13 protein-coding genes and 1 riboswitch are annotated in these 16773 nt (G+C 72.5%); of the genes, 9 read left to right on the forward strand and 4 right to left on the reverse strand.

The genetic code is table 11. The annotated features are described in order from the left end of the window. Positions 1-118 precede the first annotated feature (118 nt). From ACFY1S_RS23220 to ACFY1S_RS23245, 6 genes are all read left to right on the forward strand, one after another. Positions 119-1387, forward strand: coding sequence for an Hsp70 family protein (locus ACFY1S_RS23220; protein WP_387121645.1), 1269 nt, complete (start codon positions 119-121; stop codon positions 1385-1387). A 5-nt stretch (positions 1388-1392) separates the two neighbouring features. Then, entirely contained in the window at positions 1393-3969 is a 2577-nt protein-coding gene (locus tag ACFY1S_RS23225; RefSeq protein WP_387121648.1) for a LuxR C-terminal-related transcriptional regulator, read from the forward strand. Next, entirely contained in the window at positions 3966-5879 is a 1914-nt protein-coding gene (locus tag ACFY1S_RS23230) for a nitrate- and nitrite sensing domain-containing protein (RefSeq protein ID WP_387121651.1), read from the forward strand. Before ACFY1S_RS23225 ends, ACFY1S_RS23230 begins: the two co-directional genes overlap by 4 nt. Further along, entirely contained in the window at positions 5876-6325 is a 450-nt protein-coding gene (locus ACFY1S_RS23235) for a roadblock/LC7 domain-containing protein (protein ID WP_364376650.1), read from the forward strand. The genes ACFY1S_RS23230 and ACFY1S_RS23235 overlap by 4 nt, the downstream gene beginning before the upstream one ends. Beyond that, positions 6300-6683: a DUF742 domain-containing protein gene (locus ACFY1S_RS23240; protein WP_387121717.1), complete on the forward strand. Its 384-nt coding sequence runs from the start codon at positions 6300-6302 to the stop codon at positions 6681-6683. The genes ACFY1S_RS23235 and ACFY1S_RS23240 overlap by 26 nt, the downstream gene beginning before the upstream one ends. Before the next feature lie 90 nt (positions 6684-6773). Continuing rightward, entirely contained in the window at positions 6774-7472 is a 699-nt protein-coding gene (locus ACFY1S_RS23245) for a cellulose binding domain-containing protein (RefSeq protein WP_387121654.1), read from the forward strand. Between the two features lie 61 nt (positions 7473-7533). Here ACFY1S_RS23245 and ACFY1S_RS23250 read toward each other — a convergent pair whose 3' ends face one another. Then, on the reverse strand, positions 7534-8004 hold the full coding sequence (locus ACFY1S_RS23250) for a nuclear transport factor 2 family protein (RefSeq protein WP_387121657.1): 471 nt from the start codon (positions 8002-8004) through the stop codon (positions 7534-7536). A gap of 119 nt (positions 8005-8123) precedes the next feature. Here ACFY1S_RS23250 and ACFY1S_RS23255 point away from each other — a divergent pair, with 119 nt between their 5' ends. Then, entirely contained in the window at positions 8124-8750 is a 627-nt protein-coding gene (locus ACFY1S_RS23255) for a TetR/AcrR family transcriptional regulator (protein WP_387121660.1), read from the forward strand. Positions 8751-8978: 228 nt separating this feature from the next. Here the strand turns inward: ACFY1S_RS23255 and ACFY1S_RS23260 are convergent, their stop codons facing one another. The 3 genes from ACFY1S_RS23260 to ACFY1S_RS23270 form a co-directional block, all read right to left on the reverse strand. After that, positions 8979-9974, reverse strand: coding sequence for a ribonucleotide-diphosphate reductase subunit beta (locus tag ACFY1S_RS23260; protein WP_387121720.1), 996 nt, complete (start codon positions 9972-9974; stop codon positions 8979-8981). A 53-nt stretch (positions 9975-10027) separates the two neighbouring features. Then, positions 10028-12373 carry a ribonucleoside-diphosphate reductase subunit alpha gene (locus tag ACFY1S_RS23265; RefSeq protein ID WP_387121723.1) on the reverse strand — a complete coding sequence of 782 codons (2346 nt, stop codon included), beginning with the start codon at positions 12371-12373 and terminating at the stop codon, positions 10028-10030. A 191-nt stretch (positions 12374-12564) separates the two neighbouring features. Beyond that, positions 12565-12781: riboswitch (cobalamin riboswitch) on the reverse strand. Positions 12782-12856: 75 nt separating this feature from the next. Beyond that, the gene (locus tag ACFY1S_RS23270; RefSeq protein WP_387121663.1) at positions 12857-14083 is read right to left on the reverse strand and encodes an MFS transporter; all 1227 of its coding nucleotides are present in this window, start codon (positions 14081-14083) and stop codon (positions 12857-12859) included. A gap of 41 nt (positions 14084-14124) precedes the next feature. Here ACFY1S_RS23270 and ACFY1S_RS23275 point away from each other — a divergent pair, with 41 nt between their 5' ends. Continuing rightward, positions 14125-15225: an ROK family protein gene (locus ACFY1S_RS23275; protein WP_387121666.1), complete on the forward strand. Its 1101-nt coding sequence runs from the start codon at positions 14125-14127 to the stop codon at positions 15223-15225. Between the two features lie 148 nt (positions 15226-15373). Next, positions 15374-16768 carry an L-fuconate dehydratase gene (locus tag ACFY1S_RS23280; protein WP_387121668.1) on the forward strand — a complete coding sequence of 465 codons (1395 nt, stop codon included), beginning with the start codon at positions 15374-15376 and terminating at the stop codon, positions 16766-16768. The last annotated feature ends 5 nt before the right edge of the window (positions 16769-16773 follow it).

Genomic DNA, 16773 nt, shown 5'->3' on the forward strand with positions numbered 1-16773 from the left:
GGGTCCCGACCAGGGAGCGATCTCTGGTACGAACGTAGGAGCCCACGGGGGTTCGCCGGGGTTGGTCGTCGGCGCGAGCGCCCACCGGCCGGCCACCTCACGGGGAGAGAAGAGACGGATGCGGTACGTCCTGGGGATCGACATCGGAAGCACCAACACGGCCGCCGCCGTCGCACGGCGTAACGGCACGACCTGGACGCGTCCGGAACCCGTCGGGCTCGGCGCCGACTCGCCTCTCGTGCCGTCGGTGCTGTACCTGTCGGAGGACGGCTCGCTGCGCGTCGGGGAACCGCCGACCGACGACGGCAGCCGCACCACCAGGGACTTCGTCCGCCGGATCGGCGACGACGTGCCGCTGCTGCTCGGCGGCGAGGCGTGCGCGCCGCAGACGCTCACCGCGGAGCTGGCCGGGTGGGTGGTGGATCGGGTCCACGCCCTGGAGGGGGCACCGGCCGAGGCGATCGTTCTCAGTCACCCGGCCGGTTGGCGCCCGTACCGGCGGGATCTGCTGCACCGGGCGTTGTCCGACCTGGGCCTGCGTCACGTCACGCTGCTGCCCCGCACGGTGACGGTGGCGGAGAGCCACGCGGCCCGCGGGTTCGGCGGTACGACGGCAGCGGTCTACGCGCTGGGCGGCAACAGCTTCGAGGCGGCGCTGGTGCGGCGTACCCCGCGCGGCACGTACGAGGGTTTCGGCACCCCGCAGGGTCTCGACCCGATCGGCGGCGCCGACTTCGACGAGGCACTTGCCACGCACGTGCGTACGGTGCTGGCCCGGGAGTTGGCGGCCGGCGCGCGCCGGGGCACCCAGGCCGCCCTGCGCGGCCTGCGGGCGGAGTGCGCGCGTGTCAAGCGCGAGCTGACCGTCGACCTGACGGCCGACGTGGTGGTGAACCTGCCGGGCGGCCCGGCGCGGATTCCGGTGACCCGGGCGCAGTTCGAGGAGATGATCCGCCCGACGGTGCAGGCCACCGTCGACCTCCTGCTGCGGACGGTGCACGGCGCCGACCGGACGCCCGCGCAGCTCGACGCCGTCCTGCTGGCCGGCGGCTCCGCCCGCATCCCGCTCGTCGCCGAGCTGGTCGGGGCGGCTCTCGCGGTGCCCGTGGAGGTGCAGCCCGATTCGCAGTTGACCGCCGCGACCGGCGCGGCGATGGCCGCCTGCCAGGTCGTGTCGCCGCGCCGGCCCGCACCGGGCGGCGGCCCTGCTCCGGTACGCGAGCAGGCGGGCCAGGCCCGGGCCACCCTCCCGGTGCCGCGCCGCCCGCACCACGACACTCCCGTCCCGGCCGACCCACCTCCCCGTCCGCCGGTCCGGATCCCCCCACTGGACCTGCCGAAGGCGTCCCGTCTGGCGTTGACCCTCAGCCGGGGACGCGAAGGATGACCACAATGATCATGAATGACGTCGCCGAGTCCCGACTGCTGCTGGGCAGGGGGGCGGATTCCCTTCTGGACCTGGTCGGGCGAGACCCCCGGGGTCCGCTCGTCGTCGGGGTGAGCGGGCCGGGCGGGCACGGCAAGACCGCCCTGCTCGCCCAGGTGGCCCGCACGCGGCGGCAGGCCGGGTTCGCCGTCCGCACCGGCGCCCCCCAGCCGGGCGAGACCGTCGACCCGGACGCGCTGGTGCTCGTCGACGACGCGCACCTGCTCGACGACGCGCGCCTGGGCGTGCTGCTGCGCCTGGTGGCCGGCCGCCGGCACCGGCTCGTGGTGGCGTACCGCCCGTGGCCCCGGTCGGCGGCGCTCACCGACCTGGCGGACGTCCTGCGACGGGACGGGCAGGCGGTGCTGCTCGGCCCGTTCACCCGGGAGCTGACCGCGGCCTACCTCGCCGCCGTGCCCGAGCTGGGCGGGCGCAGCGACCTGGCCGACTTCGTGCACACGCAGACCGCCGGGGTGCCCCGGGACGTGGAGCGGATGGCCCGTGGTCTGGTCGGCGCGGACGCCCCGGCCGGCACCCCGGTGGAGGCACCCCGGTCGGTCGTGCTGGAGTTCGGGCCGGATCTGGAGGCGCAGCCCACCGCCGTGCGGCGTCTGCTGCTCGCGGTCGCGGCGGGCGTTCCCCTGCCGGTGAGCATGCTCGGCGCTCTGCTCGACAAGGAACCGGAGGCCGTGGACGAGCTGATCGCCGCGACCCGGGCGGCGGGGTTGATCGGCGCCGACGGCCGGCTCGCGCCGATCGTCCGGCGGGTCGTCACGGCGCTCAGCCCGGCCACCGACCGCGCCGCCGTGTGGCGCCGGCTCACCGAGTTGCAACTGGCCCGCGGCGGCGCGGTCCTGCCGCTGGTCCGTTCCCTGCGGGCGGTGGGCGCGCTCGCCGACTGCCCGGCCACGACCCTGACGGCCGCCGCCACGGAGGCGCTCGCCGACGAGCCGGCGTTCGCCGCCGACCTGTTCGCGGCGGCCACGGCCGCCGGCGCGCCGGCGAGCGCCAAGCAGGCGCTCGCCACGGCCCTCGCCGGCGACCTCGACGACGCGCTGCGACTGGCGGACCGGCTGCTGGCCACCGCCCCGCCGGCCGAACGCGCCGAGGCGGCAGTGGTGGCTGCGACCGCCCTGGCGCACCGGGGGCACGTCGGTCGCAGCGTGGAGCTGTACCGGTGGTCGGGCAGCGCCTCGTCGGTCGCGTTCGCCACCGTCGGCGGGCTGGCCGGCGGTGACCTGGCCGCCGCCGGCGAGGCGCCGGCGGGCGACCCGGCCGGCGAGCCACCCACGTTGCGGGCCAGCGCGGCCCGGCTGATGGCCGACGGGGTACGCGAGAGCGTCACCGGCCCACCGACCGCCGCCCTCTCCGCGCTCGTGCAGGCCGCGGCCCTGCTGGAGCCGGACGGCCGGGCGGCGCTCCTGCCGGACAGCCCGGCGGCGCTGGCCGCCCTGACCGCCGTGCACTGCGGTGAGCTGGAGATCGCCGAACGGGTGCTGCACCGGGCGCTGGCGGCCGGTGTCGGCGGCCCGTTGATGACCCGCCGGCACCGCCTGTTGCAGGCCTGGATCCTGATGGTCCGGGGTCAGACGGCCGCCGCCGCGGACCGTCTCGCCGCCACCACCGCCGACGGGCGCCCGCTGGAATCCCGCGATCTGCTCTTCGCCGCCGCGCTGCGGATGGGCATCGCCAGGCGCAACAGCGACCTCGGAGCGCTCAAGGGCGGATGGGAGCAGGCCCTGGAGGCGGTGGTGCGGCACCCCGTGGACCTGTTCACGTTGCTGCCGTTGGGTGAACTCGCCATCGCGGGCGCCCGCCTCGGCGACCTGGCCCGCCTGGAGCCGTACCTGCGCGAGGGCCGAAACCTGCTCAACAGGCTGGGCGATCCACCACTGTGGAGCGTCCCGCTGCACTGGAGCGGCCTGCACGCGGCGATCCTGGCCGACGAGCCGGCGGTCGCCGACGACCGGGTCGCCGCGCTGCTCGCCGCCGCCGGCCACAGCCGGTACGCCGCGGTCGTCGCCGCGGCGGCGGAGAGTTGGGTGGAGGTGCTGCGGGGCGCGGTCGACCCGGTGCGTGTGGAGGCCGCGGCCCGCGGGCTGCACGACACAGGCCTGTGGTGGGACGGCGCCCGGCTGGCCGGGCAGGCCGCGATCCGTACCGCCGACCGCAGGGCCATGACGACGCTGCTCGAATGCGCGCGGGCGTTGCAGGGCCGCCCGGCCGGCGTCGACGGCGGGCAGCGGCCGGCTACCGGCGAGGACGCCGCGCAGGTCGCCGACGCCATCGCCGGCCCCACCCGGCCGGGGCTCAGCGACCGCGAGTACGAGGTGGCCGAGCTGGTCCTGGCCGGGCTGACCTACCGGGAGATCGGCGACCGGCTCTTCATCTCGGCCAAGACCGTCGAGCACCACGTGGCCCGGATGCGCAGCAGGCTCAACTGCGCCAACCGCGCCGAACTCCTCGCGCTGCTGCGGACCGTCGTCGCCGACCGGGCCAGCACCACCGCCGGACAGCCGTGGCCACGGCGGTCGACCCGATGACCCGACCAGGGATCCGGGCCAGACTCGTCGCGCTGGCGGCCGTGCTGCTCACGCTGTGGTCGTACGCGGCCTACCTGACCGGTCAGGACGCGGTCGACCTGCTGCGGGTCCGGGCACTCGCCGAGACGCTGGGCCAGCCCATCGACCGGCTGGTCCTGGGTCTGCAGACCGAGCGCCGGTTGACCGTCGAGACGATCGCCGCGGCCGGGTCGGCGGATCCCGCGCTGGCGGCGGCACGTGGAGGGACCGACCGGGCGGCGGCCGAGGTTCGCGCCTTCGCCGAGGGCAACGACCTTCGACTGCTCACCGCAGGCGCCGTACGGGATCGGGCCGACCAGCTCATCCGGCGACTGAACGGCCTGGGCACCATCCGTTCCCAGGTGGACGCCGGGCGGCTCGACCGCTCCGGGGCCGTCGACGGGTACGACCAGCTCGTCGACGCCGCCTTCGCCGTGTACGGCCCGGAGTGGGGCGCGTACGAGAGCGGCCTGGCCGCCGACACCCGTACGGTGATCGCGCTGGCGCGGGCCCGTGAACTGCTCGCCCGCGAGGACACGCTTGTCAGCGCCGCGTTGGCCGGTGGACGGTTCGACCGCGACGAGCGGCGTGGACTTGTCGCGCTTGTGAACAACCAGCGGTACGCGCTCGGTGAGGCGGTCGCCGCTCTGCCGGCGCAGCAGCAGCGGCTGGCGGTCGGGCCGCCCTTCACCAACCTGCTAGCCCTGGAGGAGGCGCTGTCGCGGACGGACACCGCCACCCTCGTGGACGGGATCACCAGGGCGGGCTGGCGGGAGGCGGCCGACGGCGTCCTCGTCGCCCTGCACGAGCTGGTGACCGCGTCGGCCCGGGACAGTGTGGAGCGGGCCACGCCTGGCGCCGCGGTGCTCGTCGCCCGTACCGGCGCGGTGCTGGGCCTCGGGCTCATCGCGGTGCTCGCGGTCCTGCTGAGCTGGGTCGGCCTGCTGCGGCGACTAACCGAAGGACTGGCCCACTCCCCCGCCGACTCGGCGGCGCCACCTCCGGCGCCGATCGACCACGCGCCGGCTCCCGAGGCGCCGGCCCCCGACGGCGCCGCCGCCCGGGAACTGGTGCTGCGGTTGACCCGCCGCAACCAGGCGCTGCTGCGTGACCAGCTCAACCTGCTGGACACCCTGCAGCGGAGGGAGCGGTCCGCCGAGGAGACCGACGAACTGTTCCAGCTCGACCATCTCACCACCCGGGTCCGCCGCAACGTGGAGACGGTGATCGCCCTGGCCGGCGCGACGCCGGCCCGGCGCTGGCGGCGGCCGGTGCCGCTGCTCGACGTCGCGCGGGGCGCGGTCGCCGAGGTGGCCGACTACCACCGGGTCCTCATCGCGCCGCACTGGCCGTGGTCCCTCTCCGGCCCGGCCGTCACCGACGTCGTGCACCTGCTCGCCGAACTGGTCGAGAACGCCCTGTCCCACTCACCGCAGGACACCACGGTCCGGATCGCCGGTGAGCAGTGGCCGCAGGGCTGCGCCGTCCTGGTCGTCGACGACGGGCCAGGCCTCGACGCGGACGCGCTGGCCGACGCGAACCACCTGCTCGGCAACCCGCCGTCGGGCGACCCGCCCACCGGTCCGGCGGGCCTGTACACGGCCGCCGTGCTGGCCGCCCGCTGCGGCGCGCACGTGTCGCTGCGGCGCAGCCAGCGCGGCGGTACGGCAGCGGTGGTCCTCCTGCCCAACGGTCTGGTCACGGTGCGCGCCACCGGCGACGGGTCGGTGCCGCGGCATCTCGGCGCCGGGCACCCGCGCGGCGGGTTGGACCTGGACGGGGACCTGCCGATGCGGATCCGTCAACCCGGGCCGATCGGGCCCAACCCCGGCAGCGCCGGCCCCGACACCGTCGAGTTGCCGGTCGCGAGAGCAACAAGGAGACATCGATGACGCACGCAGTGGCGACCGGGGACAGCCTGACCGGTGCCCTGGACCGGCTGGTCGACCGGGTCCACGGCGCGGAGTTCGCCGTGGTGCTCTCCCCGGACGGTCTACCCCTGGGAGGTTCCCGCCACGTGGGCGCGAAGCTGGCCGAGCAGATCTCCGGAGTCGTCGCCGGCCTGCTGGCGTTGGGGCTGGCCGCCACCCGCACCTGCGACGCGGGTGGGCTGCGTCAGATCGTGGTGCAGATGTCGCGGGCGTTCCTGTTCGTCGCCACCATCCGCAACGGGACCATCCTGACGGTGCGGATCGCCGGGGACGACGCCGAGGTCGGCGACATGGCGTACGAGGTGGCGCTCTTCGTCGGCCAGGCCGAACGGCATCTGCCGGTCAGCCTGGAACCGGCCTCCTCGGTACGGAGCGGGGACGCTGGTGTCCACCAACGACTCCGCTGACGAGGCGTGGTACGACGACGACGCCGGGCCGGTGGCGCGGCCCTACACCATGACCGGTGGGCGTACGGCGCCCGAGCGCGGCCAGTTCGACCTCATCTCGCTTGTCGTCGCCAGGCGAGCGGCCACCCCGCGGACACCGCTCTTCCCCGAACAGGCGAGGATCGTGGAGTTGTGTCACCATCCAGTGTCGGTTGCCGAGGTCGGCGCCGAACTGGACCTGCCGTTGGGCACCGTCCGGGTGCTCCTCGGTGACCTGCTCACGGCCGGCCTGATCGAGACGCACGAACCGCCGACGCTGTCGGAGCTGCCGTCCGCGGAGCTGCTCGAGTCGATACTCGTCGGGCTCCGCGCTCTGTGAGCGACCGGACGGACCGCGGGCCGCGCGCCCGGTGACGATGTGAGGGGGAGAAAGGCAGTGCCGGCACCACCGCCACAGCCACGTCGTACCGTGGCGATCATTCTGCTGGACCGGGTCGTGGCGGTCGCCTCGGCCACACGGCGGGTGCTCACCGGTCGGAGCGACGTCTCGCGGGCCACCTGGGTCGCGGTGGTCTCGGCGGTCGGGGTGCTGGTCGCGACGACGGTGTCCGTTGTCGTGGTGCTGCGTACGCCGGAGAAGCTGGCGCCGGTGACCCTCAACCCGCCGCCGTCGGTCGACCAGGTCGGGACGCCGTCGGCAGGTACACCCCGGGCGCACGCCATCCCGGCGGCCACGACCGCGCCCGCGTCGCCGTCGGGCAGCCCGGCCGCGCCGCCCTCCGCAGGCCCCCCCACCGGCGCGCCGACGCCGTCGGCCGGGACGACGGCGCCGACGCCCGCCGCCCTGGGCGCGGAGTTCGCCATCGCGGACACCGCGCTGCTCAGTTACGGCGCCAGCGTGACGATCAGCAATCCCGGCCGGGTGCCGGTGCCGCAGTGGACGCTCGCCGTCACCCTGCCCCGTGAGTCACTGCGGGTCAGTCAGGTCGAGGGCGCGCGGGCCGTGCAGGACGGTGCGGTGTGGACGTTCGTGCCCGACGGCAGCGTGGGGAAGGTGCCCGCCGGCGCGTCGGTGCGTGTGACGTTCCGGGTGAACGGCGCCACGGTCGGCGCCTCCCCCACGGCCTGCACCATCGACGGGACGGCGTGCGCCGGCATGCCGGACTGAGCGCGTTCTCTCCACCTGACGTTCTCTACCGGCAGCTCGGCTTGCGGCATCCGCCGAGCAGCTACGCAGCTGTGGCAGCTGCCTTGGCGGCCTCGACCGCCGAAGTGAAGTCGGGGCCGGCACCGATTTGGGCGAGCATCACGTTCGTCGCGTTGTAACAGTTGAACCTCTCGATTTTTCCATCCCGGAGATACCAGAGGTCCGCCGCCGGCATGTCGATACGGTTACCGGTCGGACGGATGTCGCCGATCGGAGTCGGGAACGCACCGAGGTGTGTTGCCTGAATTCGTAGTTCGACCGCGACGACATCCCCGAGCGCACGCATCTCGATCAACTCCCGGTGGATGTCGGGGAAAATGCTGGCGAAGCCCGTCAGTGCCTGCGGAATATCGTCTCCGCGGAACGTCAGCGAATTGGGCACGTCGTTGAACGTTCCGTCCTCGGTGAACAGGGCGCGAAAGCCAGGTCCGTCGAGGACGCTTCCCTCCGCCAGCCGGTACGCCTCGCGAACAACCTCTTCGTTGGTCTCCACGGCCACTCTCCTCGGTGCTCGGTGTTGCTACAGGAAACTCCGACGCGGTCCCACTGATGCGCGCTCCCTGCACGCTAGCAAGTTTTTGACCGTATGGTCAATAATGTAAGCTCGCCCACGTGCCTCGTCCCCGCAAGTTTCGCGAGAGTGATGTCGTCAGCAGCGCCAGTGAGGTGTTCGCCGTGCACGGCCTCGCCGCTGCGACACTTGACGACCTGGTGCGGGCGACAGGCCTGGGGAAGCAGAGCTTGTACAACGCGTTCGGCGGGAAGCGGGAATTGTTTCTCCGGGCACTCTCGGAAGACCGGGAGGAGGCGACGCGCGCTGTCTCGGAGGCACTCGGCCACGACGACGCCTCGCCACTGGAACGAATCAGGGGTCACCTGCTCCGGATGGCGATCGAGTTCAGTAGCAGTGATCGGCGGGTCTCGCTCACCACGCGTGCGCTTGTCGAATCGACAGGTGCGGAGGATCCGCTCTCGACGGCCACGAAGGCCGGTATCGAACAGCTCGCGGGAGTCTATGCCCAGTGCCTGGAGCATGCGCGGGAGTACGGGGACATTCCGCACGACGCGAATGTGCAATCGCTGGCCGTCTACTTCGTGGCCGTCACCCGAGGGATGGAGTTGCTGGGCCGCGCCGGTGTCGGCCGCGGCGTACTCACCGCCGTGGCACTCGACTCGCTTCGCGTGCTCCACACTCAGCGGGCGGAAGAGCCGGGTGCCCGCCCGCCCGTGCGGGAGTGACCGCCGGCTGTCGCCCGTGGAGTGGGGCGGGAAGGCGTCCTTGACGAGCCAGCCGACGCCGATGCGGAGCCCCAGACAGGCGTGCATCGCGGCCCGAAGGCGCGGGGAGGGCTGCGGACGCCCGAGGATCGTGGGCAGCGCGGTGCCGCCGCGACTCCTGACCAGGAGCACCGCGGCGACGGCCAGGTTGACCACCGCCACAACCCCTCCCCGCCCCTGCGCCGCCCCTCAGAAATCGTCGTCGAAGGCCACCGCGCCGGTCACCCCCACCTGGTACGCGGACACCCGCCGCTCGAAGAAGTTCGACAGTTCCTGAACGTCCTGCAACTCCATGAAGGCGAACGGGTTGGCCGAGCCGTAGTGCGCGTCGATGCCGAGCTGGGCGAGGCGGCGGTCGGCGACGTGCTGGAGGTACTCCCGCATGTCGGTGAGCGTCAGACCGGGTACGCCCTGGCCGACCAGGTCCTCGGCGAACTGGACCTCGCACTCGACGGCCTCGGTGAGCATCTCACGGACCTGGTCTGCGAGGTCGTCGTCGAACAGGTCGGGTTCCTCGGCGCGTACGGTGTCGACGACGTCGAACGCGAAGGCCATGTGCATGGACTCGTCGCGGAACACCCAGTTGGTGCCCGAGGCCAGCCCGTGCAGCAGGCCCCGGGAGCGCAGGAAGTAGACGTACGCGAACGCGCCGTAGAAGAACAGCCCCTCTATGCAGGCGGCGAAGCAGATCAGGTTGAGCAGGAACGTCCGTCGGTCCTCACGGGTCCGCAGCTCGCGCAGATCGTGCAGGGAGTTGATCCACCGGAAGCAGAACTCGGCCTTGCGGCGGATGGAGGGGATGTTCTCGATGGCCGAGAAGGCCGCGAACCGCTCGGTCTCGTCGGGCACGTACGTGTCGAGCAGGTTCAGGTAGAACTGGACGTGCACCGCCTCCTCGAACAGTTGCCGGGACAGGTAGAGCCGACCCTCGGGGCTGTTGACGTGCTGATAGAGGTTGAGCACCAGGTTGTTGGCGACGATCGTGTCGCCGGTGGCGAAGAACGCCACCAGACGGCTCACCAGGTGCCGCTCGGCAGGTGAGAGCCTGTCCAGGTCGGCGAGGTCGGCGTGCAGGTCGACCTCCTCGACGGTCCAGGTGTTGCGGATGGCGTCGCGGAACCTGTCGAAGAAGTGCGGGTAGCGCATCGGGCGCAGGGTGAGATCCATCCCGGGGTCGAGCAGCATGTGCGTGGTCCTCGTGTCGGTGGTGCCGGGGTCGGTGGTGACGTCGGCGGCGGTCACTGGCAGGCCTCGCACGACTCGGGGTTCTCCAGCGAGCAGGCCAGCGCCTCGGCGTCGACAGCACCGACAGCACCGACAGCCACGGACGCGGCGGGCGCGACGACGGCCACTGTCGCCTGCTGGATCCTCGTGGCCGGGCGCGATCGCAGGTAGTACGTGGTCTTCAGGCCGGCCTTCCAGGCGTACAGGTACATCGAGGAGAGCTTGCCGATGGTCGGCGAGGCCAGGAACAGGTTCAGCGACTGCGACTGGTCGATGAACGGGGCCCGGGCGGCGGCGAGGTCGATCAACGCCCGCTGCGGCAGCTCCCAGGCGGTGCGGAACAGCTCCCGGACGCCGGCCGGCAGTTCGGCGATGTCCTGCACCGAGCCCTCGGCGCGCTTGATCGCCGAGCGGATCGGTTCGGTCCACAGGCCACGGGCCTTCAGCTCGCGGACCAGGGCGGTGTTGACCTGGAGGAACTCCCCCGACAGGGTCTCGCGCTTGAACAGGTTGGACACCTGCGGCTCGATGCACTCGTAGCAGCCGGCGATCGACGCGATGGTCGCCGTCGGGGCGACCGCCACCAGCAGCGAGTTGCGCAGCCCGTACGCCTCGACCCGCTCGCGAAGCGCGGCCCAACGCGCGGTCTGCGTACCCTCGACGCCCCACGGGTCGGGCTGCAACTGCCCGCGCGCGGCGCGGGTCTGGGCGTACGCCGGGTGCGCGCCGAAGCGGCGGGCCAGGTCGGCGGAGGTTTCCAGCGCGGTCAGGTACAGCTCCTCGCTGATCCGGGTGGACAGTTCCCGGGCGGCCGCGGAGTCGAACGGCAGCCGCAGGGCGAAGAACACGTCCTGAAGGCCCATCAGTCCGAGCCCGACGGGGCGCCAGCGCGGGTTGCTCGCCGCCGCCTGCGCTGTCGGGTAGTAGTTGATGTCGATGACCCGGTCGAGGAAGGTCACGGCGGTGCGTACCGTGGCGCGCAGCCGATCCCAGTCGAGGTCACCGTCGGCGAGGTGGGCGGCGAGGTTGACCGAGCCGAGGTTGCACACGGCGGTCTCGGCGTCGCTGGACACCTCGATGATCTCGGTGCACAGGTTGGACAGGTGCACCACGTTGCCGTCGTCGGCGGTCTGGTTGCACAGCCGGTTCGCGGCGTCCTTGAAGGTCATCCACCCGTTGCCGGTCTGGGCGAGGGTACGCATCATCGTCGCGTACAGCTCCCGCGCCGGCACCTGCCGCACGTAGCGGCCCTGCGCCTCGGCGGTCCGGTACGCGACGTCGAACCGCTCCCCCCACAGGTCGGGCAGCTCGGGCACCTCGTGCGGGTCGAACAGCGACCACATCCCGTCGGCCTCGACCCGGCGCATGAACTCGTCCGGGATCCAGTTGGCCAGGTTCAGGTTGTGGGTGCGCCTGGCGTCCTCGCCCGTGTTGTCGCGCAGGTGCAGGAACTCCTCGATGTCCGGGTGCCACGGCTCCAGGTAGACGCAGGCCGCGCCCTTGCGCCGGCCGCCCTGGTTGACTGCGGCGACGCTGGCGTCGAGGGTACGCAGCCACGGCACGATCCCGTTGGACTGCCCGTTGGTGCCGCGGATCAGCGCGCCCCGGGACCGGACCCGCGAGTACGCGATGCCGATACCGCCGGCGAACTTGGACAGGTTGGCGACCTGGGCGTACCGCTGGTAGATCGAATCCAGCTCGTCGCGCGGGGAGTCGACCAGGTAGCAGGAGGACATCTGGGTGTGCCGGGTGCCGGAGTTGAACAGCGTCGGCGAGCTGGGCAGGTAGGCCAGGCTGGACATCAGCCGGTAGAAGCCGACCGCCTCGTCGGGGGTGGTGGACAGGCCGCAGGCCACCCGCAGCAGCCAGTACTGCGGGGTCTCCAGCACCAGCCGGGTGCTCGGGTGGCGCAGCAGGTACCTGTCGTACACCGTGCGCAGGCCGAAGTACTCGAAGCGGCGGTCGCCGTCCGGGTCGACGGCGTCGTCGAGCGTCGCAGCGTGCGCGGCCACGAACGCGGCCGTGTCGTCGCCGATCAGGCCCTCGGCGTGACCGGTGCGGATGGCAGCGCTGAACGAGGTGACTCCCTGCCGGCGGACCTCCTTGTCGACGTACCCGGCCAGCAGTCGGGCGGCCAGGCGCGAGTACTGCGGCTCCTCGCCGATCATCTCGGCGGCGGTCTGGATGGAGAGCCGGTCCAGTTCCGCTGTCGTCGCGCCGTCGTACAGGCCGCTGATCGTGCGGGTCGCGACCCGCAGCGGGTCGACGTCGGTGAGGTCGTCGGACCACCGCTCGACGGCCCGGACGATCCTGTTGACGTCCACCGGTTCGGTGTTGCCGTCGCGCTTGCGGACCCGCATCTGCGCGCGGCACGGCGCCGTGTCGCTGGCGGTCGGGACTACCTCGGTGACTGTCACCACTCGCTCCTCGGAGTTCGAGACCTGATGGTCCGGACACGAGGAGACAGACACCGGCGGACGCCACGCCGGCACGGCGCGGGTCATGTGGCGTCGGCCGTCCCACGCGGCCTCGGACCGCCGTTCGCCCGGGTGCGGACGTACGGCGCGCTGGCAGGTCTTCGGACTCGCGGGCACGACCGGTCTCGCCGGTCTCCTACCGGCCGTCGCTTCCCAGGCGTTTGGTGGCCCAGTGCTGATGACGGCTGTCGTTCCCACTCACCGCTGCGGGACAGTCCCGGATTCCCACCGGGTTCCCTCTTGCCTCGACCACTCCGGATGAGCGGCCGAACCAGCTGCGCTCGACACCATATATAGGGACGCCGCGGTTGTCGCACCCCACATCTCGGTGTCGGGCGTGTCGGTGACTGCCGTCACGGCAGGCGTTCAGCTGGCGACGGCGATCGGCTCGGGGGTACGCGAGCGGCGCTCGACGGTGACGCTGACACCGGCCAGGCCCAACCCGAGGACGGCCAGGAGCACGCCGACCCAGGCCGGTGCGAGGTAGCCGAACCCGGCGGCGATGGCGACACTGCCCAGGGCCGCGCCGAGACTGTTCGCGATGTTCATCGCCGACTGGTTCATGGCCGCGCCCATGAGCTGGGCTCCCGGGGCGACGGTGATGAGGCGCGCCTGCAGGACCGGCCCGAGGTAGAGACTCGTCGCGCCGACCAGGAACGCCCCCACGAACAGGCCGACGGGGTTCGACGCGACGAGGCCGAAGACGGTGATACTCACGATCATCGAGACGAAGCCGACGATCATGCTGCGGCGCAGGTCCCGGTCCGCGAGCCAGCCGCCCAGCGCGTTGCCGACGGTCATGCCCAGGCCCACCGCGACGAGCGCCCACGGCACCGTCGCGGCGGCGAGGCCGGCGACGTCGGTGGTGACCGGGGCGATGTACGTGTTGACCGCGAAGAAGCCGGCGAACCCGACAGCCCCGGTGGCCGCGACGAGCCACACCTGCCGGGTCCGCAGGGCCCGCAGCTCGGCGGCCGGCGAGCTGTCCACCGCCGCGGCGACCTCCGGGACGACCGCGAGGACCGCCAGCAGGGTGAGCAGGAAGACCCCGGCGATGACCAGGTACGCGGTACGCCAGCCGGCCTCCTGCCCGAGCCGGGTGATCAAGGGTACGCCCACCACGTTGCTCACGGTCAACCCGCTGAGCACGGCGGCGAAGCCACGGGCCTCGTTGCCGGGTCCCAGCAGGGCCGCCGCGAGCAGACCAGCCGCCCCGAAGTACGCGCCGTGCGGCAGCGCCGCGACGAACCGCGCGACAAGCACCAGGTCGAACGTCGGGGCGGTCGCCGACGCGACGGTCCCGACGGCGAAGAGGACGAGCAGCCCGAGCACCAGCTTCTTGCGGGGCAGGCGCGCGCTCAGCGCGGCGATCAGCGGAGCGCCCACGACCACGCCTAGCGCGTACGCGGTGATCATCCAGCCGGCCCGGGCCACCGCGTCGGACGGCGACTGGGCGTACCGCTGCGGGAGCAGTCCCCGCGCGATGTCGGGCAGCAGGCCCATCGCCACGAACTCGGTCAGGCCTACCGCGACGCCGCCCAGGGCCAGGGCGGCCACCGCGGCGAGGCGTCGATTTCTGCTCAGTCCATCCACCGGGAAAATTTAGCAACAGCGTTGCGTAATAGGGTGGTGGGATGACGCGCACCACAGCCGACGTGACGTTCCTGCGCGGCTACAACCAGGCGCTGGTCATGGCGGTGGGGCGTTCCGTGCCGACATTCGAGCGGTCGACAGTCGTCACCGCCACCGGCCTGACCCCGCAGGCGGTTTCCAAGGTCATCGCCCGCCTGACCGCCGACGGGCTGATCCGGTCCGCTGGCGTGCGCCGTCCGGGCATCGGCAAGCCCGCCGTCGTCTACGAGCTGGTCCCCGACAGCCGGTACGCCATCGGCGCCCACGTCGCCCGGCGCACGCTGCGGCTGGTGCTCGTCGACCTGGCCGGCAAGGTGCACCACTCGGCGGTCAGCCCGCTCCCCCGCGACTTCACCCCCGAACACCTGCTGCACGCCCTGCGCGCCGGCATCGACGCGATCACCGCGGACTGGGAGCCGCGAGGCCGGCTCACAGGCGTCGGCATCGGCATGATCGGCCCACTGGACCACGAGAACGGCCTGGTCCGCGACGCCCACGGCCTGCGGCACTGGCACGACGTACCGCTGCGCAAGCTCGCGCAGGCGCACCTGGGCCTGCCGGTCCACCTGGACAAGGACGTCACCGCAGGGGTCACGGCCGAAGCGTGGCGGCGCGGCGGGACCTTCGGCGACGCGGTCCTCATCATGGTCGAGTCTGGCATCGGCGGCGGCTTCTGGCTGGGCGGCACTGCCCACCGGGGAGCGCACACCAACGCCGGCGAGTTCGGCCACACGGTCGTCGACCTCGACGGACCGCGCTGCGTGTGCGGACGCCACGGATGTCTGGAGATCGTGCACAACCGGGCCGCCGAGGCCGGCGACATCGCGCGGGCCGCCCGCGTCCTGGCCGTCGGCGTGGTCAACCTGCTCCAGACCCTCGACCTCGCCCACGTGGTGCTGGCGGGCGCCGACCTCCTGCGGCACCAGGACGCCTACCTCGCGGCGGTCGAGGAGGCGGTGCACACCCAGGTGCCCCGCGCGGACTGGCTGGTCACCGACGTCGCCCTGTCCAGCCTGGGCGCGGACGTGATCGCGGCGGGCGCGGCCATGCTGGTCCTCGACCGGCAGTACGGCGTACCGGGCCTCATCCCGCGCCAGGGCTGACCGGGAAGCCATCCCACCGGCTGGAAGGGAGCCCGGCAAACATCGGATGTCTGGGCCCAGGCGTTGATCGACATCGTTGACGGCCCTGATCGGGCGTCCGTACACTCCCAGGCATCATCCGATCTTTCGTTAGCCGGGCGAGGAGCGCATGCCGCAGATCACTGCCGTCACCGTCGAGGACGTCCGCTTCCCCACCTCCCTGACCGCTGACGGCTCCGACGCCATGAACAAGGACGGTGACTACTCGGCGGCGTACGTCGTCCTGCACACCGACGGTCTGGACAGCACGGGTGCGCCGCTCGCCGGTCACGGGCTGACCTTCACCATCGGGCGCGGCAACGACATCGTCGCCGCCGCGGCGGTCCACCAGGCCCGGCGCCTGGTCGGCCTGGACGTGACGACGATGGCGGCGGACATGGGGGCGGTCTACCGCCTGCTCACCTCCGACTCGCAGCTGCGCTGGCTCGGCCCGGAGAAAGGCGTCGTGCACCTGTCCCTCGCCGCCGTGTTGAACGCCTCCTGGGATCTGGTGGCCCGGCTCGCCGCCAAACCGCTGTGGCGCCTGCTCGTCGACATGTCCCCCGAGCAGCTCGTCGACATCGCGGACCTGCGTTACCTGTCCGACGCGCTGACCCGGGACGAGGCGCTCGCCATCCTGCGCGCCAAGGAGAGCACCAAGGCCGACCGCCTCGCCGAGCTGCGCCGCACCGGTTACCCCGCCTATACCACCTCGGCCGGCTGGCTCGGCTACGGCGACGACAAGCTGCGCCGGCTGTGCCAGGAGGCGGTGGACACCGGCTACGGGTACGTCAAGCTCAAGGTGGGCGCCAACCTCGACGACGACATCCGCCGGTGCACGATCGCCCGGGAGATCCTCGGCCCGGACCGCCACCTCATGATCGACGCCAACCAGGTGTGGGACGTAGGTCAGGCCATCGAGTGGGTGACGGCTCTCGCCCGGTTCAAGCCACTGTGGATCGAGGAACCCACCAGCCCCGACGACATCCTCGGCCACGCGGCCATCCGCCGTGCCGTCGCGCCCATCGGCGTCGCCACCGGCGAGCACTGCCACAACCGGGTGATGTTCAAGCAGCTGTTCCAGGCCGGGGCCATCGACTTCTGCCAGCTGGACACCGGCCGGCTGGCCAGCGTCAACGAGATCGTCGCCGTGCTGCTCCTCGCCGCGAAGTTCGGCGTCCCCGTGTGCCCGCACGCGGGGGGCGTCGGCCTGTGCGAGATGGTCCAGCACGTCTCGGTGCTCGACTACGTCGCGGTCTCCGGAGACCTCACCGGCCGGGTCACCGAGTTCGTCGACCACCTGCACGAGCACTTCACCGACCCGTGCGTCGTACGGGACACCGGTTCGGGCAGCGGTTACGTCCTGCCCGGGCAGCCCGGCTACTCCACCCGGATGCGTCAGGAGTCGATCGCGCTGTACCGGTTCCCCGACGGCCACTACTGGGCGGCGGCGGACCCGGCTACCGTGTCATCTCCGGAGCCGTACGTCATCGCGGGTGGGGCGGCCACCCCCGCCGGCCGTTAGGGGGT

Source organism: Micromonospora sp. NPDC000663, assembly GCF_042898105.1.
In the GTDB taxonomy this organism is placed as follows: domain Bacteria; phylum Actinomycetota; class Actinomycetes; order Mycobacteriales; family Micromonosporaceae; genus Micromonospora.